The organism is Polynucleobacter sp. UK-Kesae-W10 (assembly GCF_018881575.1).
In the GTDB taxonomy this organism is placed as follows: Bacteria; Pseudomonadota; Gammaproteobacteria; order Burkholderiales; family Burkholderiaceae; genus Polynucleobacter.
The window spans coordinates 270360-294030 of sequence record NZ_JACVQB010000001.1; the positions used below are offsets into that span (position 1 = coordinate 270360).

At 47.0% G+C, this 23671-nt stretch carries 23 protein-coding genes, 1 tRNA gene and 1 pseudogene; all 25 read left to right on the forward strand.

Annotation, left to right across the window (positions count from 1 at the left end; translation table 11 throughout):
- Positions 1-33 precede the first annotated feature (33 nt).
- The 25 genes and pseudogenes from tuf (ICN24_RS01475) (at position 34) to rpsQ (ending at position 23492) form a co-directional block, all read left to right on the forward strand.
- Positions 34-1224, forward strand: a complete 1191-nt coding sequence (gene tuf, locus ICN24_RS01475) for an elongation factor Tu (RefSeq protein ID WP_076024535.1) — start codon at positions 34-36, stop codon at positions 1222-1224.
- A gap of 13 nt (positions 1225-1237) precedes the next feature.
- Positions 1238-1313: transfer RNA gene (locus ICN24_RS01480), tRNA-Trp, on the forward strand.
- Positions 1314-1333: 20 nt separating this feature from the next.
- Positions 1334-1711 carry a preprotein translocase subunit SecE gene (gene secE, locus ICN24_RS01485; protein WP_216220889.1) on the forward strand — a complete coding sequence of 126 codons (378 nt, stop codon included), beginning with the start codon at positions 1334-1336 and terminating at the stop codon, positions 1709-1711.
- 7 nt (positions 1712-1718) lie between these two features.
- On the forward strand, positions 1719-2291 hold the full coding sequence (gene nusG / locus ICN24_RS01490) for a transcription termination/antitermination protein NusG (RefSeq protein ID WP_068947685.1): 573 nt from the start codon (positions 1719-1721) through the stop codon (positions 2289-2291).
- Positions 2292-2458: 167 nt separating this feature from the next.
- Positions 2459-2890: a 50S ribosomal protein L11 gene (rplK, locus tag ICN24_RS01495; RefSeq protein ID WP_011901890.1), complete on the forward strand. Its 432-nt coding sequence runs from the start codon at positions 2459-2461 to the stop codon at positions 2888-2890.
- Positions 2891-2892: 2 nt separating this feature from the next.
- The gene (rplA, locus tag ICN24_RS01500; RefSeq protein ID WP_216220891.1) at positions 2893-3594 is read left to right on the forward strand and encodes a 50S ribosomal protein L1; all 702 of its coding nucleotides are present in this window, start codon (positions 2893-2895) and stop codon (positions 3592-3594) included.
- A 239-nt stretch (positions 3595-3833) separates the two neighbouring features.
- Positions 3834-4379, forward strand: a pseudogene (gene rplJ / locus ICN24_RS01505) (50S ribosomal protein L10); the annotation flags it as partial.
- A 132-nt stretch (positions 4380-4511) separates the two neighbouring features.
- A complete protein-coding gene (rplL, locus tag ICN24_RS01510; protein WP_216220896.1) occupies positions 4512-4889 on the forward strand; it encodes a 50S ribosomal protein L7/L12 in 378 nt (125 codons plus the stop codon).
- A gap of 226 nt (positions 4890-5115) precedes the next feature.
- Positions 5116-9216 (forward strand): DNA-directed RNA polymerase subunit beta, encoded by a 4101-nt coding sequence (gene rpoB / locus ICN24_RS01515; RefSeq protein WP_216220897.1) that lies wholly within the window; start codon positions 5116-5118, stop codon positions 9214-9216.
- 1 nt (position 9217) lies between these two features.
- A complete protein-coding gene (gene rpoC / locus ICN24_RS01520; protein ID WP_216220898.1) occupies positions 9218-13480 on the forward strand; it encodes a DNA-directed RNA polymerase subunit beta' in 4263 nt (1420 codons plus the stop codon).
- A gap of 176 nt (positions 13481-13656) precedes the next feature.
- Entirely contained in the window at positions 13657-14037 is a 381-nt protein-coding gene (gene rpsL / locus ICN24_RS01525; protein WP_068947691.1) for a 30S ribosomal protein S12, read from the forward strand.
- Between the two features lie 175 nt (positions 14038-14212).
- Complete coding sequence (rpsG, locus tag ICN24_RS01530) at positions 14213-14683, forward strand: 30S ribosomal protein S7 (protein ID WP_068320103.1); 471 nt, start codon at positions 14213-14215, stop codon at positions 14681-14683.
- A 27-nt stretch (positions 14684-14710) separates the two neighbouring features.
- On the forward strand, positions 14711-16813 hold the full coding sequence (gene fusA / locus ICN24_RS01535) for an elongation factor G (protein WP_216220899.1): 2103 nt from the start codon (positions 14711-14713) through the stop codon (positions 16811-16813).
- Between the two features lie 50 nt (positions 16814-16863).
- Positions 16864-18054, forward strand: a complete 1191-nt coding sequence (gene tuf / locus ICN24_RS01540; RefSeq protein WP_076024535.1) for an elongation factor Tu — start codon at positions 16864-16866, stop codon at positions 18052-18054.
- A 115-nt stretch (positions 18055-18169) separates the two neighbouring features.
- On the forward strand, positions 18170-18481 hold the full coding sequence (rpsJ, locus tag ICN24_RS01545; RefSeq protein WP_011901899.1) for a 30S ribosomal protein S10: 312 nt from the start codon (positions 18170-18172) through the stop codon (positions 18479-18481).
- A 197-nt stretch (positions 18482-18678) separates the two neighbouring features.
- On the forward strand, positions 18679-19335 hold the full coding sequence (gene rplC / locus ICN24_RS01550) for a 50S ribosomal protein L3 (RefSeq protein ID WP_216220900.1): 657 nt from the start codon (positions 18679-18681) through the stop codon (positions 19333-19335).
- An 11-nt stretch (positions 19336-19346) separates the two neighbouring features.
- The gene (gene rplD / locus ICN24_RS01555; protein WP_215293447.1) at positions 19347-19967 is read left to right on the forward strand and encodes a 50S ribosomal protein L4; all 621 of its coding nucleotides are present in this window, start codon (positions 19347-19349) and stop codon (positions 19965-19967) included.
- A complete protein-coding gene (rplW, locus tag ICN24_RS01560; RefSeq protein ID WP_071464440.1) occupies positions 19964-20278 on the forward strand; it encodes a 50S ribosomal protein L23 in 315 nt (104 codons plus the stop codon). Before rplD ends, rplW begins: the two co-directional genes overlap by 4 nt.
- A gap of 2 nt (positions 20279-20280) precedes the next feature.
- Positions 20281-21111, forward strand: a complete 831-nt coding sequence (rplB, locus tag ICN24_RS01565) for a 50S ribosomal protein L2 (RefSeq protein ID WP_068947694.1) — start codon at positions 20281-20283, stop codon at positions 21109-21111.
- Positions 21112-21130: 19 nt separating this feature from the next.
- Entirely contained in the window at positions 21131-21409 is a 279-nt protein-coding gene (gene rpsS / locus ICN24_RS01570; RefSeq protein ID WP_011901904.1) for a 30S ribosomal protein S19, read from the forward strand.
- 7 nt (positions 21410-21416) lie between these two features.
- Positions 21417-21749, forward strand: a complete 333-nt coding sequence (gene rplV / locus ICN24_RS01575; protein ID WP_197712017.1) for a 50S ribosomal protein L22 — start codon at positions 21417-21419, stop codon at positions 21747-21749.
- Between the two features lie 8 nt (positions 21750-21757).
- A complete protein-coding gene (gene rpsC, locus ICN24_RS01580) occupies positions 21758-22585 on the forward strand; it encodes a 30S ribosomal protein S3 (RefSeq protein WP_068947696.1) in 828 nt (275 codons plus the stop codon).
- 2 nt (positions 22586-22587) lie between these two features.
- On the forward strand, positions 22588-23001 hold the full coding sequence (rplP, locus tag ICN24_RS01585) for a 50S ribosomal protein L16 (protein WP_011901907.1): 414 nt from the start codon (positions 22588-22590) through the stop codon (positions 22999-23001).
- 14 nt (positions 23002-23015) lie between these two features.
- The gene (gene rpmC, locus ICN24_RS01590; protein ID WP_114637472.1) at positions 23016-23210 is read left to right on the forward strand and encodes a 50S ribosomal protein L29; all 195 of its coding nucleotides are present in this window, start codon (positions 23016-23018) and stop codon (positions 23208-23210) included.
- A gap of 12 nt (positions 23211-23222) precedes the next feature.
- A complete protein-coding gene (rpsQ, locus tag ICN24_RS01595; protein WP_011901909.1) occupies positions 23223-23492 on the forward strand; it encodes a 30S ribosomal protein S17 in 270 nt (89 codons plus the stop codon).
- Positions 23493-23671: the final 179 nt, after the last annotated feature.

Here is a 23671-nt window from a genome sequence, read left to right on the forward strand (position 1 = left end):
TTGGTTTAAGAGTTAACTAAAGGCAGATTAAAAATGGCAAAAGAAAAGTTCGAGCGGACAAAACCGCACGTAAACGTAGGCACCATCGGTCACGTTGACCACGGTAAAACCACATTGACAGCAGCAATTGCAACCGTGCTCTCAAAGGCATTCGGTGGCGAAGCGAAAGCATACGATCAGATCGATGCTGCTCCAGAAGAAAAAGCACGTGGTATTACGATTAATACAGCACACGTTGAGTACGAGACAGCAAACCGTCACTACGCTCACGTTGACTGCCCAGGACATGCTGACTACGTTAAAAACATGATTACTGGTGCTGCTCAGATGGACGGCGCAATTTTAGTTTGCTCTGCTGCTGACGGCCCAATGCCACAAACTCGTGAGCACATCCTCTTGGCACGCCAAGTTGGTGTTCCTTACATCGTGGTTTTCTTGAACAAGTGCGACATGGTTGATGACGCTGAATTGCTCGAGTTAGTTGAAATGGAAGTTCGTGAACTTCTGTCTAAATATGACTTCCCAGGCGATGACACACCAATCGTTCAAGGTTCTGCTAAGTTAGCCCTTGAAGGCGACGAAGGCCCATTGGGTAAAGAAGCCATCATGAAATTGGCTGAAGCACTCGATACTTACATCCCAACTCCAGAGCGTGCTGTTGACGGCGCGTTCTTGATGCCAGTAGAAGACGTGTTCTCTATCTCCGGTCGCGGTACTGTTGTGACTGGTCGTATCGAGCGCGGTATCGTTAAAGTCGGTGAAGAGATTGAAATCGTTGGTATCAAACCAACTCTCAAAACCACTTGTACTGGTGTTGAAATGTTCCGCAAATTGCTCGACCAAGGTCAAGCAGGCGATAACGTTGGTATCTTGTTACGCGGTACAAAACGTGAAGAAGTTGAGCGCGGCCAAGTATTGGCTAAGCCAGGTTCAATCACCCCACATACTCACTTTACAGCCGAGGTTTACATCTTGGGTAAAGACGAAGGTGGCCGTCATACTCCATTCTTTAACAACTATCGTCCACAGTTCTACTTCCGTACAACGGACGTGACTGGTTCAATCGAGTTGCCAAAAGACAAAGAAATGGTAATGCCTGGTGATAACGTGACGATTACCGTAAAACTCATCGCTCCAATCGCGATGGAAGAAGGTTTACGTTTTGCGATCCGTGAAGGTGGCCGTACTGTTGGCGCCGGCGTGGTTGCAAAGATTTTGGCTTAAGTAGTTTTTATAAAGGGGTGTAGCTCAATTGGCAGAGCGTTGGTCTCCAAAACCAAAGGTTGGGGGTTCGATGCCCTCCGCCCCTGCCACGATTTGAACTGAAAGTTATATGTCTCAACATACTGCAAGTCACTCTGAAGAAAGAAGCAGCTGGGTCTCCGGACTCGCTGCTTTAATCGTCGTTGCTGCGTTAGTGCTTTACTACACGCTCATTGACCAATCTTTATTGGTGCGCTTGGCGGTATTGTTTGGCGGCATTGCAGCTGCAGTGATGATTGTGGCGATTTCTCCTGATGGGCGTCGTTTTATCGCCTACGCAAAAGATTCTTGGTATGAAGTAAAAAAGGTTGTTTGGCCGACTCGTAAAGAGACTACCCAGATGACTCTAGTCGTATTTGGCTTTGTTCTGATCATGTCCCTGTTTTTATGGATTGCAGACAAATTGATTGAATGGCTAGTTTTTTCAGTCTTTTTGGGCTGGAAGTGAGTAAAAAATGATTGATTCTGAAGTAGCCGCAAATCCACAAGCTACCGGCAATATGCGCTGGTACGTTATTCATGCTTATTCAGGCATGGAAAAAAGCGTCAAAAAAGGCCTTGAGGAGCGTATTGCACGCTCTGGCATGCCTGAGAAGTTTGGCCGTATTTTGGTTCCCTCAGAAGAGGTCGTTGAGATCAAATCTGGCGCCAAATCCGTAACTGAGCGCCGTTTCTTCCCAGGGTACGTCTTAATTGAGATGGAAATGACCGACGAAAGCTGGCATTTGGTGAAAAATACGCCAAAAGTGACCGGATTCGTGGGTGGCGTACGCAACCGCCCAAGCCCGATTTCTACAGCAGAAGTCACCAAAATCATGGATCAAATGCAGGCTGGAGTGGATAAACCAAAGCCTAAGACCCTGTTTGAGGTGGGTGAGATGGTTCGCGTTAAAGAAGGTCCGTTTACTGACTTCAACGGAAACGTTGAGGAAGTGAACTATGAGAAGTCAAGATTGCGCGTTTCTGTTACAATTTTTGGCCGCGGTACCCCAGTTGAACTGGAGTTCGGCCAAGTAGAAAAGATGTAAAAACAAGGACTTAGTCCGGTTTTGCAGTGCAGTAGTTTGTAGTACTAGATGGTTATTTAGATGTAGTAATTAACCGAGGAGCGGAGCTAGAAAGCCAAAAACTAGCGAAGCGTTAACTCAACGGCGGTCTTTCCTAATGAGGTTAGGCGCGCTTTAAGGAGCAACACATGGCAAAGAAGATTATTGGCTTTATTAAGCTGCAGATTCCTGCAGGTAAAGCAAATCCATCACCACCCGTAGGTCCAGCATTGGGTCAACGTGGCCTGAACATTATGGAATTCTGTAAGGCGTTCAATGCTCAAACTCAGAGCATGGAACCTGGCTTGCCAATTCCAGTCGTGATTACAGCGTTCGCTGATAAGAGCTTCACATTCATCATGAAGACTCCTCCAGCAACCATCATGATTAAGAAGGCTGCAAAGATCGAAAAAGGATCACCACGTCCTCATACCGATAAGGTAGGAAAAATTACCCGTGCTCAAGCGGAAGAAATCGCTAAAGCAAAAATGCCAGATTTGACAGCAGCCGACATGGACGCAGCTGTTAGAACAATCGCTGGTAGCGCCCGTTCCATGGGCATCACTGTGGAAGGTCTCTAATCATGACTAAATTATCTAAACGCGTAAAAGCGATTCAATCTAAAGTTGATCGCAACAAGTTCTATCCATTAGAAGATGCGTTGAACCTCGTTAAAGAGTGTGCAACTGCTAAGTTTGACGAATCTATTGACGTTGCTGTTCAGCTCGGCATTGATGCTAAGAAATCTGACCAGGTTGTGCGCGGCGCGGTTGTGCTCCCAGCTGGTACAGGTAAGCATGTTCGCGTTGCTGTTTTTGCACAAGGCGAGAAGGCTGAACAAGCTAAAGCCGCAGGTGCAGAAATCGTTGGCATGGAAGATTTGGCCGATCAAATTAAAGGCGGCAAGATTGACTTTGATGTGTTGATCGCATCCCCAGACACAATGAAAATTGTTGGTACTTTAGGTCAGGTATTGGGCCCACGTGGTTTGATGCCAAATCCAAAAGTTGGAACAGTGACACCTGACGTTGCTACTGCAGTTAAAAATGCAAAAGCTGGTCAAGTGCAGTTCCGTGTGGACAAAGCCGGTATTGTTCACGCAAGCATTGGCCGTCGTTCATTCGAGCCAGCTGCATTGAAATCCAACTTGCTCGCATTGCTTGAGGCTTTGAATAAAGCAAAACCTCCTGCATCTAAGGGCGTTTATTTAAAGAAGGTTGCCGTAAGCAGCACCATGGGTGCAGGCGTACGCGTAGACCAAGCATCGTTACAGGCAGCAGCTTAATTAGCCTGTAGCAAAAAAGAACTTTGGGTCGACTCCCGCTCTTTGAGTGAGAGTCGAACATCAAAGACCGTTGGTGAATTGGTTTGCTTGCATGGGAATGAATTCTTAATCGTTACGAAAGTAATAACCAGCGCAGATGGCGACCCTGAAAAGATTTTCACAAGAACCTTTGTGAACAAATGATCAGACGCTGGTGTGTAACCCCAACTGGAAACAGTTGGTTTTTATGGAGTTAAACCGTGCCTTTGAATGTACAAGACAAAAAAGCGATTGTTGCTGATGTCGGCGCTCAATTGGCTGGAGCCCAAACCGTCGTGCTCGCTGAATACCGTGGTATTCCAGTAGAGCAGTTGACAAAGCTACGTGCTAGCGCACGTGACCAAGGTGTATATCTTCGCGTTTTGAAGAACACATTGGCACGCCGTGCAGCACAAGGCACACAGTTTGAGCCTCTTGCTGATTCGATGGTTGGCCCCTTGATTTACGGCATTTCTGCTGATCCGATTGCTTCGGCAAAAGTATTGCAGGCATTTGCTAAGACTCAAGATTTGCTAGTCATTAAAGCTGGCTTATATAACGGCAAGTTGTTAGACGTTGCAGGCGTAAAAGCCCTCGCAACAATTCCAAGCCGCGAAGAGTTGTTATCTCAGTTGTTGGGCGTGATGTTGGCCCCAGTTTCTGCGATGGCTCGCGTATTGGGCGCAGTAGCAGCACAAAAGGCAGCTGGAGCGCCCGCTCCCGTAGCCGAAGCCGCAGCACCTGTAGAAGCAGCAGCCCCAGCAGCAGTAGCCGCTGAAGCCGCTCCTGAAGCAGCCGCTGAGCCTGCAGCCGCAGCCCCGGAAGCTGGAACAGAAGCAAACGAAACCCCTGCCGCTGAATAAGCGACAGATTAACTATTTAAGTATTAGGAGCTAAAAATGGCGATTACTAAAGAAGAAATCATTGAAGCAGTAGGTAGCATGTCCGTTATGGATTTGAACGACTTGGTTAAAGCGTTCGAAGAGAAGTTTGGTGTATCAGCTGCGGCGATGGCTGTTGCTGGTCCTGCTGGTGCCGGTGGTGCTGGTGCTGCTGCTGAAGAGCAAACTGAATTCACAGTAAACCTCGTTGAAGCTGGCGCAAACAAAGTTTCAGTAATTAAAGCAGTTCGCGAAATTACTGGTCTTGGTTTGAAAGAAGCTAAAGATTTGGTTGACGGTGCACCGAAGCCAATCAAAGAAGGCGTTGACAAGAAAACTGCTGAAGAAGCTAAGAAGAAGCTTGAAGAAGCTGGCGCTAAAGCAGAACTCAAGTAATACAAACACTGCTGGCGCCTCTCACAAAGGGGCGTTAGCCATGTTGGGTTTGACCTCTAGAGGTCAAACCCGATTTCATTTCTGATTGAAATCGGGTTTGCCTTCTGATACGACTGCAGAATGCAAGTTTGGTCGGACACTAGATCTATCGGTTTAGTGTTGTCCGCCAGTGATTGGTAGTGGCCAATCGCCAAATCTTTGTACAGTCGCTGAATTCGGAGATGAAATGAACTACAGCTTCACCGAACGCAAGCGAGTCCGTAAAAGCTTTGCTAAGCGAGTAAACAACCACCAGGTTCCGTACCTGATCGCAACGCAGCTGGAATCCTACGCTAAATTTTTACAGGCTGATAAGCCGGCAATGTCTCGTCTTACTGAGGGACTTCAAGCCGCCTTTACATCAGCATTCCCAATTGTGTCTAACAACGGCTATGCACGTATGGAATACGTGTCTTACCAGTTATCACAGCCACCATTTGACGTTAAAGAATGTCAACAGCGTGGTTACACCTACCACTCTGCCTTACGCGCAAAAGTTCGCTTGATTATTTATGATCGCGAAGCGCCTACTAAGGTTAAAGAGGTAAAAGAGAGCGAAGTCTACATGGGTGAAATTCCACTCATGACAGAAAATGGCTCTTTTGTGATCAATGGTACTGAGCGCGTGATCGTTTCTCAGTTGCACCGTTCCCCAGGCGTGTTCTTTGAGCACGATAAGGGCAAGACACACAGCTCAGGTAAGTTGCTGTTCTCAGCACGCATCATTCCTTACCGTGGTTCATGGCTCGATTTCGAGTTTGATCCAAAAGATATTCTCTATTTCCGCGTTGACCGTCGTCGTAAGATGCCTGTCACCATTTTGCTCAAAGCAATTGGTTTAAACAACGAACAGATTCTTGCTAATTTCTTTAACTTTGACCATTTCTCATTGACTGCCAATGGCGGTTCAATGGAATTTGTGCCAGAGCGTTTGCGTGGCCAGTTGGCTAGCTTTGATGTGCTTGATAAGAATGGTGTTGTGGTCATTCAAAAAGACAAGCGTATCAATGCTAAGCACATTCGCGAACTCGAAGCTGCTAAGACAAAGACAATCGCTGTACCAGATGATTACTTGGTTGGTCGCGTAGTTGCACGCAATATTGTGGATCCAGATTCTGGTGAAATCTTGGCTTACGCTAATGATGAAATCACTGAAGAGTTGTTGGCGACATTGCGCGATGCAGGTATCAAGCAATTGGAAACCATCTACACCAATGATTTGGATTCTGGTGCGTATATTTCTCAGACATTGCGTACTGACGAAACTGCTGATCAAACAGCAGCGCGTATCGCTATCTACCGCATGATGCGTCCTGGTGAGCCTCCAACAGAAGATGCTGTTGAAGCTTTGTTCCAGCGCTTGTTCTACAGCGAAGATACTTACGATTTATCCCGTGTTGGCCGTATGAAGGTCAATAGCCGTTTGAACCGTCCAGAAATGGAAGGTCCAATGGTTCTATCGAACGAAGATATCCTCGATACCATTAAGTCCCTCGTAGATTTGCGTAATGGCAAAGGCGAAGTAGACGATATCGATCACTTAGGTAATCGTCGTGTACGTTGCGTTGGTGAATTGGCTGAAAACCAATTCCGTGCTGGTTTGTCGCGTGTTGAGCGTGCAGTGAAAGAACGTCTCGGCCAAGCCGAAACTGAAAACCTCATGCCGCATGACTTGATTAACAGCAAGCCAATCTCTTCTGCTATTCGTGAGTTCTTCGGTTCTTCACAGTTGTCCCAGTTTATGGATCAGACCAACCCACTTTCAGAGATCACGCACAAGCGTCGTATTTCTGCATTGGGACCTGGTGGTTTGACACGTGAGCGCGCAGGCTTCGAAGTGCGCGACGTGCATCCAACCCACTACGGACGTGTTTGCCCAATCGAAACTCCAGAAGGACCAAACATTGGTTTGATCAACTCACTCGCGTTATTTGCGCGCTTGAATGAGCATGGCTTCCTCGAGACTCCATACCGTAAAGTTTCTAATAGCAAGGTAAGTGATGAAGTTGTTTACCTCTCTGCGATTGAAGAAGCCAAGTATGTGATTGCTCAGGCAAATGCGACGATCGACAAGAGCGGTAAGTTGGCCGACGAATTGGTTTCTGCTCGTCAAGCCGGTGAGACCATGATGGTTAGCCCAGAGCGTATCGATTTCATCGACGTTGCTCCTAGCCAGATCGTTTCTGCTGCTGCTTCACTCGTTCCATTCTTAGAGCACGATGATGCAAACCGTGCTTTGATGGGTGCGAACATGCAGCGTCAAGCAGTTCCTTGCTTGCGTCCAGATAAGCCATTGGTTGGTACGGGTCTAGAGCGTATTGTTGCGGTTGACTCCGGCACTGTTGTATTGGCAAGCCGCGGCGGTATCGTGGATTACGTTGATGCAAACCGTGTGGTGATTCGTGTAAACGATGATGAAACTGCAGCTGGTGAAGTTGGTGTGGATATTTATAACCTCATCAAGTACACCCGCTCAAACCAAAACACCAATATCAACCAACGTCCAATCGTTAAGGTTGGCGATCGTGTAGCCCGCGGCGACGTTGTTGCTGACGGTGCATCTACCGATTTGGGTGAATTGGCTTTAGGTCAAAACATGACTGTGGCATTTATGCCATGGAACGGTTACAACTTCGAAGACTCCATTTTGATCTCTGAGAAAGTTGTTGCTGACGACCGCTACACCTCTATTCATATTGAAGAGTTGTCAGTGGTTGCACGTGACACTAAGCTTGGTTCAGAAGAAATTACTCGCGATATCTCCAATTTGGCAGAGTCACAACTCTCCCGCTTGGATGAGAGCGGTATTGTGTACATCGGTGCTGAAGTTGAAGCAGGCGACGTATTGGTAGGCAAGGTAACTCCAAAGGGCGAGACTACTCTCACTCCTGAAGAGAAGCTCTTGCGTGCGATCTTCGGCGAAAAAGCATCTGATGTTAAAGATACTTCTTTGCGCGTTCCTTCAGGCATGGTTGGTACCGTTATTGATGTTCAAGTCTTCACCCGTGAAGGTATTGAGCGCGATGCCCGTGCACAGTCCATTATTCAAGAAGAATTACAACGCTATCGTTTGGACTTAAACGACCAGTTGCGTATTGTTGAGGGCGATGCCTTCATGCGTTTAGAAAAACTGTTAGTTGGCAAAGTTGCCAACGGCGGCCCCAAGAAATTGGCTAAAGGCACCAAGATTGACAAGGATTACCTTGCTGATTTGGATAAATACCATTGGTTTGATATTCGTCCAGCTGATGATGATGTTGCTTCACAAGTTGAAGCGATCAAATCTTCAATCGAAGCCAAACGTAAACAGTTTGATGAGGCGTTTGAAGAGAAGCGCACCAAGCTTACCCAGGGCGATGATTTGCAGCCTGGTGTAACGAAAATGGTTAAGGTTTACCTAGCGGTTAAGCGTCGCTTACAGCCTGGTGACAAGATGGCTGGTCGTCACGGTAATAAGGGTGTGGTTTCTAAAATTGCCCCTGCGGAAGATATGCCATTTATGGCTGACGGACGCCCTGTAGACATCGTCTTGAATCCATTAGGTGTTCCTTCCCGTATGAACGTTGGTCAGATCTTGGAAACTCACTTAGGTTGGGCGGCTCAAGGTATTGGTAAGCGTATCGATGAAATGGTTCGTCAACAAGCTAAGCAAGCCGAACTGCGTAAGTTCTTCAAGCAGCTTTACAACGAAACAGGCCGTCAAGAAGACATCGACAATTTCACTGATGAGCAGATCACGGTATTGGCAGAGAATTTGCGCCAAGGCTTGCCATTTGCAACACCAGTGTTTGACGGTGCTACTGAGGCTGAAATCGGTCGCATGCTCGAGTTGGCATACCCGCAAGATGTTGCTGCGTCATTGCAGATGACCCCTTCACGTCAACAAATGGTTTTATTTGACGGCCGTACTGGTGATCAGTTCGAGCGTCCAGTAACTGTTGGCGTAATGCACGTCTTGAAACTCCACCACTTGGTTGATGACAAGATGCATGCTCGTTCGACTGGACCTTACTCTTTAGTAACGCAACAGCCATTGGGCGGTAAAGCTCAGTTCGGTGGTCAGCGCTTTGGTGAGATGGAAGTCTGGGCCCTCGAAGCATACGGTGCTTCATATGTCTTGCAGGAAATGCTGACAGTGAAGTCCGATGACGTCGCAGGCCGTACCAAGGTTTACGAAAACATCGTCAAGGGCGAGCACACGATTGATGCTGGTATGCCCGAATCCTTCAACGTATTGGTAAAAGAAATCCGTTCGTTGGGTATTGACATTGACATGGAGCGCAACTGATATGAAAGCATTGCTCGATTTATTTAAGCAAACGCAGGGTGATGAGCAGTTTGATGTCATCAAGATTGGCCTCGCATCTCCTGAGAAAATTCGCTCATGGTCTTTTGGTGAAGTACGCAAACCAGAAACCATCAACTACCGGACTTTTAAGCCCGAGCGTGATGGTTTGTTCTGCGCCAAGATTTTTGGACCAACCAAAGACTACGAGTGCTTATGCGGCAAGTACAAGCGCTTAAAGTTCCGTGGCGTAATTTGTGAGAAGTGCGGTGTTGAAGTTACTCTCGCTAAAGTACGTCGTGAGCGCATGGGCCATATTGAGTTGGCAGCCCCTGTAGCGCATATCTGGTTCTTGAAGTCCCTCCCATCCCGTTTGGGTATGGTTCTCGATATGACATTGCGTGATATCGAGCGCGTTCTTTACTTTGAAGCATATGTAGTCGTTGATCCCGGCATGACTCCTGAAGGCGCAATGAAGCGCGGTCAGATCATGTCTGAAGATGAATACATCGCTAAGACTGAAGAGTACGGTGACGGTGCATTTACTGCCATCATGGGCGCGGAAGGTATTCGTGATCTCTTGCGTTCAATTGATATTGATCGTGAAGTAGAGACGATTCGCGCTGAATTGAAGGCCACTGGTAGCGATGCCAAGATCAAGAAATACGCTAAGCGCTTAAAAGTGCTTGAGGCTTTCCAGACTTCGGGTATTAAGCCTGACTGGATGATCATGGAAGTATTGCCAGTATTGCCACCAGAGTTGCGCCCATTGGTGCCATTGGATGGCGGTCGCTTTGCAACCTCCGATTTGAACGACCTCTATCGTCGTGTAATCAACCGTAACAACCGCTTGAAGCGTTTGTTAGAGTTGCGCGCACCAGAGATCATCGTTCGTAACGAAAAACGCATGCTGCAAGAAGCGGTTGACTCATTACTCGACAACGGTCGTCGCGGTAAGGCTATGACAGGCGCTAACAAGCGTCCTCTCAAGTCCTTGGCTGAGATGATTAAAGGTAAGAGCGGTCGTTTCCGTCAAAACTTGTTGGGTAAACGCGTTGACTACTCTGGTCGTTCAGTCATCGTGGTTGGTCCTACATTGAAATTGCATCAGTGCGGCTTACCAAAATTGATGGCTTTGGAGTTGTTCAAGCCATTCATTTTCAACAAGCTTGAGACTTTAGGAATCGCAACCACGATTAAGGCTGCGAAGAAAGAAGTTGAAAGCCAGACTCCAATCGTTTGGGACATTCTCGAAGAAGTGATTCGTGAACATCCAATCATGTTGAACCGTGCGCCTACATTGCACCGTCTCGGTATTCAGGCTTTCGAGCCAATGCTGATTGAAGGCAAGGCAATCCAATTGCACCCATTAGTTTGCGCGGCATTTAACGCGGACTTTGACGGTGACCAAATGGCGGTTCACGTTCCTTTGTCGCTCGAAGCGCAAATGGAAGCACGTACCTTGATGTTAGCTTCGAACAACGTATTGTTCCCAGCTAACGGCGAGCCATCCATCGTTCCTTCACAGGACGTGGTGTTGGGTCTGTACTACGCTACCCGTGACAAGATCAACGGCAAAGGCGAGGGCATGGTCTTCGCTAACATTACTGAAGTATTGCGTGCATTCGAAGCAGGTCAAGTTGAATTGGCTTCTCGCGTTGCTGTACGTATTACTGAGTATGAGATCGTGGATAAGAAAGCAGAAGGCGATGCGCGTTTTGCTGAGAAGACCAAGATCTATCAAACATCCGTTGGCCGTGCAATCTTGTCTGAGATTTTGCCAAAAGGCATGTCTTTCGAGGAAATCAACAAGCCTTTGAAGAAAAAAGAAATCTCACGCTTGATTAACACTTCATTCCGTAAGTGCGGTTTGCGTGAAACAGTGATTTTTGCTGACCGTCTCTTGCAGTCTGGTTTCCGTTTGGCGACTAACGCTGGTATCTCTGTTGCGATCGACGATATGTTGATCCCAACCTCTAAAGAGCGCATCATCACTGAAGCCTCTTCTAAGGTGAAAGAGTATGACAAGCAGTTCATGTCAGGCCTTGTAACTAATCAAGAACGTTATAACAACGTGGTTGATATTTGGGGTGCCGCAGGCGACCAAGTTGGCAAGGCGATGATGGATGAGTTGTCACACGTTGACGTACTCGACCGTAACGGTAAGACTGTGCGTCAGGAATCCTTTAACTCCATCTACATGATGGCGGATTCTGGTGCCCGTGGATCTGCAGCGCAGATTCGTCAGTTGGCTGGTATGCGTGGTTTGATGGCTAAGCCTGATGGCTCCATCATTGAAACCCCAATTACTGCGAACTTCCGTGAAGGTTTGAACGTATTGCAGTACTTCATTTCAACCCACGGTGCTCGTAAAGGTCTGGCTGATACAGCGTTAAAGACAGCTAACTCTGGTTATTTGACACGTCGTTTATGTGACGTTACTCAAGACCTCGTGGTGATCGAAGAGGATTGCGGCGCAACTTCTGGCGTAACAATGAAGGCCTTGGTTGAGGGCGGCGAAATTATCGAAGCATTGCGCGATCGTATTTTGGGTCGTGTATGTATTGGTGACATTGTTCATCCTGATACACAAGAAGTCATCGTTCCTAACGACACATTGCTCGACGAAGATCATGTTGATCAAATCGTTGCATTGGGTATCGACGAAGTTAAAGTTCGCACAGTATTGTCTTGCTTAACTCGCTTTGGCTTGTGCGCTAAGTGCTACGGACGTGACCTTGGTCGCGGTGGTTTGGTAAACGTTGGTGAAGCGGTGGGTGTTATCGCTGCTCAGTCCATCGGTGAGCCAGGCACACAGTTGACCATGCGTACCTTCCACATTGGTGGTGCAGCGTCACGTGCTTTGGTTGCAAGCAATATTGAAGCTAAATCAAATGGTGCTTTGAAGTTCTCCGGCACGATGCGTGTTGTGAAGAACGCGAAGGGTGAGCAGATCGTGATTTCACGTTCTGGCGAAGCCTTGATCGTTGACGAGAATGGTCGTGAGCGCGAGCGTCATAAAGTGCCTTACGGTGCAACTCTCTTGTTGAAAGAAGATGCAGCGGTTAAAGCTGGTGCAAGCTTGGCAACATGGGATCCATTAACACGCCCGATTATTTCTGAGTACGCTGGTATCGCTCGCTTTGACAACGTTGAAGAAGGTGTAACCGTTGCTAAGCAGGTTGACGAGGTAACTGGTCTTTCCACTCTGGTGGTTATTGACGGTAAGCGCCGTTCTGCAGCAAGCAAAGGCGTTCGCCCTGTCATCAATTTGATTGATGACAAAGGCAATGACGTCATGATCGCTGGTACTGATCACCCAGTAAACATTGGCCTCCAAGTGGGCGCTTTGATTACTGTTAAAGATGGTCAGAAAGTCGAAGTTGGTGAAGTATTGGCACGTATTCCAATCGAATCACAGAAGACTCGCGACATTACTGGTGGTTTGCCACGCGTTGCAGAATTGTTCGAAGCCCGTTCACCAAAAGATGCAGCTGTTTTGGCGAAAGTTACTGGAACAGTTTCCTTCGGTAAAGAAACCAAAGGTAAACAACGTTTGGTGATTACCGATATGGACGGTGAAGCCAATGAATTCTTGATTCCTAAAGAGAAGCAAGTTCTCGTTCATGACGGTCAAGTTGTGAACAAGGGCGAGATGATTGTGGAAGGCCCTGCTGATCCACACGACATCTTGACTCTCAAAGGTATCGAAGAGTTGGCAATCTACATCGTTGACGAAGTTCAAGACGTTTATCGTCTCCAGGGTGTGAAGATCAATGACAAGCACATTGAAGTAATCGTGCGTCAGATGTTGCGTCGCGTTCAGGTAACTGATCCAGGCGATACATCCTTCATCACCGGTGAACAAGTTGAGCGTTCTAAGTTGTATGACGCAAACGATGCCGTGATCGCCCAAGGTAAGCACCCAGCTCAGTTCGATAACGTGTTGCTCGGTATTACAAAGGCATCCTTGTCGACCGACAGCTTCATCTCAGCGGCTTCTTTCCAAGAAACCACGCGTGTATTGACCGAAGCCGCAATTATGGGCAAGACCGATACACTCCGTGGCCTCAAGGAAAACGTCATTATTGGTCGTTTGATCCCTGCTGGTACCGGCTTGTCATATCGCCGTGCACGCAAGGTCAGAGAGCAATTCGAGCGTGATCGCGCTCAAATGATTGCCGCCGAAGAGGAAGCATTGGCTAACGCCCCCGTAGAAATCGAGGCTGAAGTCGTTGCTCCTGCTGGGGAGGCTGATCCGAGCTAATTTGGTAATTCTGGCCAGAAATGGCCAGTTTTTCCCTTCGAGGTTGACGGGAAGGGCTGGCCAAGCTAGAATGCTGAGTTCTACTGATTCAGAAGAGGGTCTTTTTGACCTAGAAATTCTCTAAGTCATTGATTTTCTTGAAGAAAGCAACAAAGAAGTACTAACCGAGCTATTTTATGCCAACAATTAATCAATTATTACGCAAGCCAAGAACAAGGCTTACCGTTAAAAGCAAGAGCCCTGCGCTGCAAAACAGCCCGCAGCGCCGTGGTGTTTGTACACGTGTGTACACCACTACTCCTAAAAAGCCTAACTCTGCGCTTCGTAAAGTAGCCAAAGTTCGCTTAACCAATGGCTTTGAAGTTATTTCATACATTGGCGGTGAAGGCCATAACCTCCAGGAACACTCAGTTGTGTTGATCCGTGGCGGTCGTGTAAAGGACTTGCCAGGTGTGCGTTATCACATCGTTCGCGGTTCTTTGGACTTGCAAGGTGTTAAAGATCGTAAGCAAGCCCGTTCTAAATACGGTGCTAAGCGCGCTAAGAAAGCTGCTTAATTATTTAATTAAGCAGCAGTAGTTTCGCAGTAAGCAATTTGCAGTAAGTCATTGTTTGTCAGACTTAAAAGACAAGTAAGTGGCTGTTCCGTTTAGAAAATTTATTTCTAAATAGTAGGACAGCCGGAGCGGGTGATTCATGTGAATCGCCCCTAACTGAACTGAAGGAGTAGTTATGCCACGTCGTCGTGAAGTTCCCAAACGGGAAATTTTGCCGGATCCAAAATTCGGTAATGTAGAAGTCGCTAAATTCATGAACGTCCTCATGTTGGACGGCAAGAAATCGGTTGCAGAGCGTATCGTTTACGGTGCCTTTGATCACATCGAGAAAAAAGCAAATAAAGAACCACTTGAGATTTTTTCAACAGCCATGGGCAACGTTAAGCCAATGGTTGAGGTAAAGAGCCGTCGTGTTGGTGGTGCTAACTATCAAGTTCCTGTTGAAGTTCGTCCATCACGCCGTTCCGCTTTAGCAATGCGCTGGTTGCGTGAAGCCGCTAAGAAGCGTGGCGAAAAATCTATGGCCCAACGTTTGGCCAACGAATTATTAGAAGCTGCTGAAGGTCGTGGCGGCGCAATGAAGAAGCGTGAAGAAGTTCACCGTATGGCAGAAGCTAACAAAGCTTTCTCACATTTCCGCTTCTAATCAAATAGTAAAGAAAAGGCACCAACAGTGGCACGTAAAACCCCTATCGACAAATACCGCAATATCGGTATTTCTGCGCACATTGACGCAGGTAAAACAACAACTACAGAACGCGTTTTGTTCTATACCGGTGTTAATCATAAGATCGGTGAAGTACATGATGGCGCTGCAACCATGGACTGGATGGAGCAAGAGCAAGAGCGTGGTATCACGATTACTTCTGCTGCTACCACGACTTTCTGGAAGGGCATGGCTGGTAATTTCCCAGAACACCGTATCAATATTATTGATACCCCAGGACACGTAGACTTCACTATTGAAGTTGAGCGTTCAATGCGTGTTTTGGACGGTGCTTGCATGGTTTACTGTGCGGTAGGTGGTGTGCAGCCACAATCTGAAACTGTTTGGCGTCAGGCTAACAAGTACCAAGTTCCACGTTTAGCATTCGTTAACAAAATGGACCGTACGGGCGCGAATTTCTTCAAGGTCTATGACCAAATGAAGACTCGTCTTAAAGCCAACCCAATCTTGATCCAGATTCCAATCGGCGCTGAAGAAAACTTCAAAGGCGTTGTGGACTTGGTAAAAATGAAAGCTATCTACTGGGATGAGGCTTCACAAGGTACTAAATTTACCTACGAAGATATCCCTGCTGAGTTACAAGCTTCTGCAGAAGAGTGGCGCGAGAAGATGCTCGAAGCTGCTGCAGAGAGCTCAGAAGAGTTGATGGAAAAATATCTCGGCGGCGAAGGCTTGACCGAAGAAGAAATCAAAGCAGCATTGCGTCAACGTACTATTGCCAATGAAATCGTTCCTATGTTGTGCGGAACTGCCTTCAAAAACAAAGGCGTTCAGGCGATGTTGGATGCAGTAGTTGAGTTGTTGCCTTCCCCATTGGACGTTCCACCAGTTCCATGCGAAGAAGAAGACGGCACACCTACAACACGTAAAGCTGCTGATGATGAGAAATTCTCAGCATTGGCATTTAAGATCATGACTGACCCGTTTGTTGGCCAGCTTATCTTCTTCCGTGTTTACTCAGGCGTAATGAAATCAGGCGACACAATCTACAACCCAATCAAGGGCAAGAAAGAACGTGTTGGTCGTTTGTTGCAGATGCACGCAAACGAACGTGAAGAAATCAAAGAAGTATTTGCTGGCGATATCGCAGCTGCGGTTGGTCTAAAAGATGCAACTACAGGCGAAACATTGTGTGATCCAGATAGCATCGTTATTTTGGAGCGCATGGTATTCCCAGAGCCAGTGATCTCTCAAGCTGTTGAGCCAAAGACAAAAGCTGACCAAGAAAAAATGGGTCTTGCTTTGAATCGTTTGGCACAAGAAGATCCTTCTTTCCGTGTAAAAACTGATGAAGAATCAGGCCAAACAATTATTTCCGGTATGGGCGAGCTCCACTTGGAAATTTTGGTCGACCGTATGAAGCGTGAATTCGGTGTTGAAGCAACTGTTGGTAAGCCACAAGTTGCCTACCGTGAAACCATTCGTAAGGTTTGTGAAGAGATCGAAGGTAAATTCGTTAAGCAGTCTGGCGGTCGTGGTCAATACGGACACGTGGTGTTGAAGTTAGAGCCACAAGCCCCAGGTAAAGGTTTTGAATTCGTTGACGCTATTAAGGGCGGTGTGGTTCCACGTGAATACATCCCTGCAGTTGAAAAAGGCATCATCGAAACATTGAACTCCGGTATTTTGGCTGGCTATCCAGTTGTAGATATCAAAGCAACCCTGTTCTTCGGTTCATACCATGACGTTGACTCCAACGAAAACGCATTTAAGATGGCGGGCTCGATGGCGTTCAAAGATGGTATGCGCAAAGCATCTCCAGTGTTGCTAGAACCAATGATGGCTGTTGAAGTAGAAACACCAGAAGATTTCATGGGTAACGTAATGGGTGACCTCTCATCACGTCGCGGTATTTTGCAAGGTATGGATGACATTCCAGGCGGCGGTAAGATCGTTCGCGCTGAAGTGCCATTGGCAGAGATGTTTGGTTACTCAACCGGCTTGCGCTCGTTGACCCAAGGTCGCGCTACCTACACCATGGAATTTAAGCATTATTCCGAAGCACCTAAGAACGTTGCTGAAGCAGTTATGGCTGCTAAAGCGAAGTAATTTATCCACATTAATTTTGAATATTGACTAGCTAAAGAAGGCAGACAAAAATGGCAAAAGAAAAGTTCGAGCGGACAAAACCGCACGTAAACGTAGGCACCATCGGTCACGTTGACCACGGTAAAACCACATTGACAGCAGCAATTGCAACCGTGCTCTCAAAGGCATTCGGTGGCGAAGCGAAAGCATACGATCAGATCGATGCTGCTCCAGAAGAAAAAGCACGTGGTATTACGATTAATACAGCACACGTTGAGTACGAGACAGCAAACCGTCACTACGCTCACGTTGACTGCCCAGGACATGCTGACTACGTTAAAAACATGATTACTGGTGCTGCTCAGATGGACGGCGCAATTTTAGTTTGCTCTGCTGCTGACGGCCCAATGCCACAAACTCGTGAGCACATCCTCTTGGCACGCCAAGTTGGTGTTCCTTACATCGTGGTTTTCTTGAACAAGTGCGACATGGTTGATGACGCTGAATTGCTCGAGTTAGTTGAAATGGAAGTTCGTGAACTTCTGTCTAAATATGACTTCCCAGGCGATGACACACCAATCGTTCAAGGTTCTGCTAAGTTAGCCCTTGAAGGCGACGAAGGCCCATTGGGTAAAGAAGCCATCATGAAATTGGCTGAAGCACTCGATACTTACATCCCAACTCCAGAGCGTGCTGTTGACGGCGCGTTCTTGATGCCAGTAGAAGACGTGTTCTCTATCTCCGGTCGCGGTACTGTTGTGACTGGTCGTATCGAGCGCGGTATCGTTAAAGTCGGTGAAGAGATTGAAATCGTTGGTATCAAACCAACTCTCAAAACCACTTGTACTGGTGTTGAAATGTTCCGCAAATTGCTCGACCAAGGTCAAGCAGGCGATAACGTTGGTATCTTGTTACGCGGTACAAAACGTGAAGAAGTTGAGCGCGGCCAAGTATTGGCTAAGCCAGGTTCAATCACCCCACATACTCACTTTACAGCCGAGGTTTACATCTTGGGTAAAGACGAAGGTGGCCGTCATACTCCATTCTTTAACAACTATCGTCCACAGTTCTACTTCCGTACAACGGACGTGACTGGTTCAATCGAGTTGCCAAAAGACAAAGAAATGGTAATGCCTGGTGATAACGTGACGATTACCGTAAAACTCATCGCTCCAATCGCGATGGAAGAAGGTTTACGTTTTGCGATCCGTGAAGGTGGCCGTACTGTTGGCGCCGGCGTGGTTGCAAAGATTTTGGCTTAAGTAGTAGAAGTAAAAATATTTAGCGGTTTGCTAACCGGTGACATCAGTGCTGCTGATGTCACCGTGCTCTTTAGATATATAACGTGGCAGCACCACAACGCTCTTTGGAATTAATATGCAAAACCAAAAAATTCGTATTCGCCTTAAAGCATTTGACTATCGCTTGATTGACCAGTCTGCAGCTGAAATCGTTGATACAGCTAAGCGCACTGGTGCAGTTGTGAAGGGTCCAGTACCTTTGCCAACTCGTATTGAGCGTTTTGATATCTTGCGTTCACCACACGTGAACAAGACTTCCCGTGACCAGCTAGAGATCCGTACCCACCTCCGTTTGATGGATATCGTTGATCCTACAGAGAAAACTGTGGATGCTTTGATGAAATTAGACCTCCCAGCAGGTGTGGACGTCGAAATTAAGTTGCAGTAATTTGTTGTTTCCAGTCTTTTTGCTTGTCAAGACTGGGTTTTCGGGATAGAATCTAAGGCTTCGCTCAATTATTTGGGCGGATTTTTAGGCTTTATCAGCATTAAAAACGTTGTAAGTTATTGATTTAGAAGTACTTTTACTTGTAAATCACTTAAATTAATTTTGCCGACCAATCGAAGTCGGCGTGGAGCATGAATATGAGCTTAGGCTTAATCGGCCGCAAGGTCGGCATGACCCGTCTATTTACGGACGAAGGGGAAGCGATTCCTGTCACCGTAATCGACGTGAGCGATAACAGAGTCGCTCAAATCAAGACCCAGGCAACTGATGGCTATGACGCTATCCAGTTGGCACATGGCACACGTAGAGCAACTCGCGTTACCAAATCAATGGCTGGTCACTTTGCTAAGGCAGGTGTCATGGCTGGTAATGCACTCAACGAATTCCAACTAGACGCAGCAAAAATTGCAGAAATGACACCAGGACAAGTAATTCCTGCTGAAGCTGCATTTACTGCTGGTCAAAAAGTGGATGTGCAAGGCGTAACAATCGGTAAGGGTTACGCAGGTACCATCAAGCGTTATCACTTCGCTTCTGGTCGCGCATCACACGGTAACTCACGTTCACATAACGTACCAGGTTCTATCGGTATGGCGCAAGATCCAGGTCGTGTTTTCCCTGGTAAGCGTATGACCGGTCACTTGGGCGACGTTACACGTACCGTACAAAATTTAGTCATCGCACGCATTGATGCAGAACGCAATCTCATCATGGTTAAAGGCGCTATTCCAGGTGCCCCAGGCGGTAAAGTTATTGTTACTCCAGCGGTGAAGACACCGTTGAAGAAGAAATAAGGAGAGCGAATATGGAACTTAAGCTTCTCCAGGACAACGGTACTTTAGGTGCGGGCGTACAAGCTTCACCAGAAGTATTCGAACGTGAATATAACGAAGCATTGGTACACCAAGTTGTAGTGGCTTACCAAGCAAATGCACGTAGCGGTAACCGTGCACAAAAAGACCGTGAGCAAGTTAAGCACACAACCAAGAAACCTTGGCGTCAAAAAGGTACTGGTCGTGCACGTGCTGGTATGAGCTCTTCCCCGCTGTGGCGCGGAGGTGGTCGTATATTCCCAAATTCTCCAGAAGAGAATTTCAGCCAAAAAGTAAACAAGAAAATGTACCGCGCTGGTATGAGATCTATTTTGTCTCAGTTAGCTCGCGAAGGTCGTTTGAATGTTGTTGATCAATTCAATCTTGATGCTCCAAAGACTAAAGTTTTAGCTGACAAAGTTAAAGCCATGGGCTTGGATTCAGTCTTGATCATTGTTGATCAGGTTAGCGAGAATTTGTTCTTGGCATCACGTAACTTACATAAAGTTGCTGTATGTGAGCCACAGCACGCTGATCCATTAGCTTTGGTTCAATACAAAAAAGTATTGGTAAGCAAAGCAGCGATCGCAAAAATTGAGGAGTTGCTGAAATGAGCCAAGTCCGTAAAAACGATCACAACCTGATGAAGGTTCTGCTTGGTCCTGTTATCTCTGAAAAAGCCACTATGGTTGCAGAGAAAAACGAACAAGTTGTTTTCCAAGTAGCTCGCGATGCTAATAAGCTCGATGTAAAACAAGCAGTTGAATTGCTCTTCAAGGTGCAAGTTGACTCAGTTCAAATCGTGAATCAAAAGGGTAAGCCTAAGCGCTATGGCCGTTTTGAGGGTCGTCGCGACCACACTAAGAAGGCCTACGTGAATTTGAAACCAGGTCAAGAAATTAACTTTGAAGCGGAGGCGAATTAATCATGCCTTTGATGAAGACAAAACCGACCTCACCAGGTCGTCGCTCAATGGTCAAGGTGGTCAATCCTGACCTCCATAAAGGCAAGCCTTTTGCGCCATTGTTAGAGCCACAGTTTCAAAAAGCGGGCCGTAACAACAACGGCCACATCACTACCCGTCATAAAGGTGGTGGTCATAAGCATCACTATCGTGTTGTTGACTTTAAGCGCAACGACAAAGATGGTATTCCAGCAAAAGTTGAGCGCTTGGAATACGATCCAAACCGCAGTGCAAATATTGCATTGATCGTGTTTGCTGATGGTGAGCGTCGCTATATTCCTGCTGCTAAAGGCATGACCGTTGGTCAAGCCATCATGAACGGCTCTGAAGCGCCGATCAAGTCTGGTAATAACTTGCCTATTCGCAATATTCCAGTTGGTAGCACGATTCACTGTGTTGAAATTCTGCCAGGTAAGGGCGCTCAAGTAGCCCGTTCTGCTGGTGGTTCAGCAGTATTGCTAGCTCGTGAAGGCGTATACGCTCAAGTGCGTTTGCGCTCCGGTGAAGTTCGCCGTGTTCTGATTGAGTGCCGCGCCACTATTGGTGAAGTTGGTAACGAAGAGCACAGCTTGCGTCAAATTGGTAAAGCAGGTGCAAATCGCTGGCGTGGTATTCGCCCAACCGTTCGCGGTGTGGCAATGAACCCAGTAGATCACCCACACGGTGGTGGTGAAGGTAGAACTGGCGAAGGCCGTGTACCCGTATCTCCATGGGGCACTCCAACCAAAGGTTATCGCACACGTCGCAATAAGCGTACAACTTCGATGATCGTTCAACGTCGTCAAAAACGTTAAGCGATAAGGATAAATAGATATGACACGTTCAGCTAAAAAAGGCCCATTCTGCGACGCCAGCTTAGTAAAAAAAGTTGAAGTTGCACAAGCCAACAAAGACAAAAAGCCGATCAAAACTTGGTCACGCCGTTCAACAATCCTCCCAGACTTTATTGGTCTGACGATTGCTGTACATAACGGTCGTCAACACGTTCCGGTTTATGTATCAGAAAACATGGTGGGTCATAAGTTAGGCGAATTTGCCTTGACCCGTACTTTCAAAGGTCACGCTGCTGACAAGAAAGTAACGAAGAAGTAAGGGGATGATGATGGAAGTTAAAGCTATTCACAAGGGTGCCCGCATTTCTGCGCAAAAGACACGTTTGGTCGCTGACCAAATCCGTGGTTTGCCAATTGCTCGCGCATTAAACATTTTGAACTTCAGCCCCAAAAAAGCTGCCTTCATTGTGAAAAAAGTAGTTGAATCAGCGATTGCAAATGCTGAACACAATAAAGGTGCTGACATTGATGAGCTCAAGGTATCAGCGGTAATCGTTGATAAAGGTACTTCCTTAAAGCGCTTCACTGCACGCGCTAAGGGTCGTGGCAATCAAATCGAAAAACAAACTTGTCACATTAGCGTGACCTTGAGTAACTAAGGAAAGATATGGGCCAAAAGATTAACCCCACCGGATTCCGACTCGCGGTAACGAAGAATTGGACATCACGTTGGTACGCAAACAATACTGACTTCGCAAAGATGCTGAAAGAGGACGTAGATGTCCGCAGCTACTTGAAGAAGAAGTTGAAGAATGCATCCGTTAGCAAAGTTGTGATCGAGCGTCCTGCTAAGAACGCACGCATCACGATCTATAGCTCACGTCCAGGTGTTGTAATCGGTAAAAAAGGCGAAGATATTGAAGTGCTCCGCCGCGAATTGCAAAAGCGTATGGGCGTTCCAGTTCATGTGAACATCGAAGAAATTCGTAAGCCTGAAGTTGACGCGCAATTAATCGCTGACTCTATTACTCAACAGTTGGAGAAGCGCATCATGTTCCGTCGTGCAATGAAGCGTGCAATGCAAAGCGCAATGCGTCTTGGCGCACAAGGCATCAAGATCATGTCTTCTGGTCGTTTGAATGGCGCTGAAATTGCTCGTCGCGAATGGTATCGCGAAGGTCGCGTTCCACTTCATACATTGAAGGCTGATATCGATTACGCAACTTCAGAAGCAGAAACAACATACGGCATCATCGGTGTAAAAGTTTGGGTTTACAAAGGTGACACATTGGGTCGCGGTGCTGAAGCTCAAGTAGCTGCTCCATCTGCCGAACCAGCTGCCGAAGAAAAGAAAACTCGTCGCGCCCCAAGTAAAACAGCTGCTCGTAAGCCAGCTGCCGGTGCTGACAAGCCATTAGTTGCTGCTAAGCCAGCAGTAAAGCGTGTGCGTAAGGTTGAAACACCAGCCGCAGATACGCAGAAGTCAGGAGAGTAAGCATGCTACAACCAAAGCGTCGCAAGTATCGTAAGGAACAAAAAGGCCGTAACACTGGCGTGGCAACACGCGGTAGTTCAGTTGCCTTTGGTGACTTTGGATTGAAGGCCGTTGGTCGTGGTCGTTTGACTGCTCGTCAAATCGAGTCAGCACGTCGCGCAATGACCCGTCACATTAAACGTGGTGGCCGTATTTGGATTCGCATTTTCCCAGATAAGCCAATTTCACAAAAACCAGCTGAAGTACGTATGGGTAACGGTAAAGGTAACCCAGAGTACTACGTAGCTGAAATTCAACCAGGCAAAGTGCTCTACGAGATGGACGGTGTTGATGAGCAGTTGGCGCGCGAGGCATTCAAGCTTGCAGCAGCTAAATTGCCTTTACAGACCACTTTCGTGATTCGCCACTTAGGTTGATCGGGATAGAGATTATGAAAAATACAGAATTAGCTTCAAAAGATCTGGCTGCTTTGAATGCAGAGTTAACCGAGTTGCTCAAGACTGGTTTTAAGCTCCGCATGCAAAAAGGCACTCAGCAACTCACTAATACCAGCCAATTGGGTAAAAATAAGCGCGACATCGCTCGTGTGAAGACTTTTATTGCCCAAAAGACTGCACAGAAATAAGGAAAAAGGGATATGACAGAATTATCTAAACCCTTGCGCCGTACCCTCGTGGGACGCGTTGTTAGCGACAAAATGCAAAAAACTGTGACCGTGTTGGTTGAGCGTCAAGTTAAGCATCCAGTGATTGGTAAGTACGTTGGCCAGTCCAAAAAGTACCACGCTCATGACGAAGCTGGCACATACAAGATGGGTGATACCGTTGAAATTGCTGAATCTAAGCCAATTTCACGCACTAAATCTTGGGTTGTGACCCGTTTGGTTGAGGCTTCAAAGGGTATTTAAGGTATTTTTAGGGGATTTTGGTGAAGTTTCTTCCCAAATCCCTGTTTTACGTAGTAGAATAGAAGGCTTCTCTGGTTTTATTGGAGAAGCAGTGTTTTTCATTAATTCCGGGTTTTAGCTCTCGTTAAAGCCCATAGACGGAACCAAGACTGTTTGCCTTTGGCCAATAAGTTGGGGAT

Coding starts and splice junctions, on each gene's coding strand:
- tuf (WP_076024535.1), top strand. CDS start 34: ATGGCAAAAGAAAAGTTCGAGCGGACAAAACCGCACGTAAACGTAGGC.
- secE (WP_216220889.1), top strand. CDS start 1,334: ATGTCTCAACATACTGCAAGTCACTCTGAAGAAAGAAGCAGCTGGGTC.
- nusG (WP_068947685.1), top strand. CDS start 1,719: ATGATTGATTCTGAAGTAGCCGCAAATCCACAAGCTACCGGCAATATG.
- rplK (WP_011901890.1), top strand. CDS start 2,459: ATGGCAAAGAAGATTATTGGCTTTATTAAGCTGCAGATTCCTGCAGGT.
- rplA (WP_216220891.1), top strand. CDS start 2,893: ATGACTAAATTATCTAAACGCGTAAAAGCGATTCAATCTAAAGTTGAT.
- rplL (WP_216220896.1), top strand. CDS start 4,512: ATGGCGATTACTAAAGAAGAAATCATTGAAGCAGTAGGTAGCATGTCC.
- rpoB (WP_216220897.1), top strand. CDS start 5,116: ATGAACTACAGCTTCACCGAACGCAAGCGAGTCCGTAAAAGCTTTGCT.
- rpoC (WP_216220898.1), top strand. CDS start 9,218: ATGAAAGCATTGCTCGATTTATTTAAGCAAACGCAGGGTGATGAGCAG.
- rpsL (WP_068947691.1), top strand. CDS start 13,657: ATGCCAACAATTAATCAATTATTACGCAAGCCAAGAACAAGGCTTACC.
- rpsG (WP_068320103.1), top strand. CDS start 14,213: ATGCCACGTCGTCGTGAAGTTCCCAAACGGGAAATTTTGCCGGATCCA.
- tuf (WP_076024535.1), top strand. CDS start 16,864: ATGGCAAAAGAAAAGTTCGAGCGGACAAAACCGCACGTAAACGTAGGC.
- rpsJ (WP_011901899.1), top strand. CDS start 18,170: ATGCAAAACCAAAAAATTCGTATTCGCCTTAAAGCATTTGACTATCGC.
- rplC (WP_216220900.1), top strand. CDS start 18,679: ATGAGCTTAGGCTTAATCGGCCGCAAGGTCGGCATGACCCGTCTATTT.
- rplD (WP_215293447.1), top strand. CDS start 19,347: ATGGAACTTAAGCTTCTCCAGGACAACGGTACTTTAGGTGCGGGCGTA.
- rplW (WP_071464440.1), top strand. CDS start 19,964: ATGAGCCAAGTCCGTAAAAACGATCACAACCTGATGAAGGTTCTGCTT.
- rplB (WP_068947694.1), top strand. CDS start 20,281: ATGCCTTTGATGAAGACAAAACCGACCTCACCAGGTCGTCGCTCAATG.
- rpsS (WP_011901904.1), top strand. CDS start 21,131: ATGACACGTTCAGCTAAAAAAGGCCCATTCTGCGACGCCAGCTTAGTA.
- rplV (WP_197712017.1), top strand. CDS start 21,417: ATGATGGAAGTTAAAGCTATTCACAAGGGTGCCCGCATTTCTGCGCAA.
- rpsC (WP_068947696.1), top strand. CDS start 21,758: ATGGGCCAAAAGATTAACCCCACCGGATTCCGACTCGCGGTAACGAAG.
- rplP (WP_011901907.1), top strand. CDS start 22,588: ATGCTACAACCAAAGCGTCGCAAGTATCGTAAGGAACAAAAAGGCCGT.
- rpmC (WP_114637472.1), top strand. CDS start 23,016: ATGAAAAATACAGAATTAGCTTCAAAAGATCTGGCTGCTTTGAATGCA.
- rpsQ (WP_011901909.1), top strand. CDS start 23,223: ATGACAGAATTATCTAAACCCTTGCGCCGTACCCTCGTGGGACGCGTT.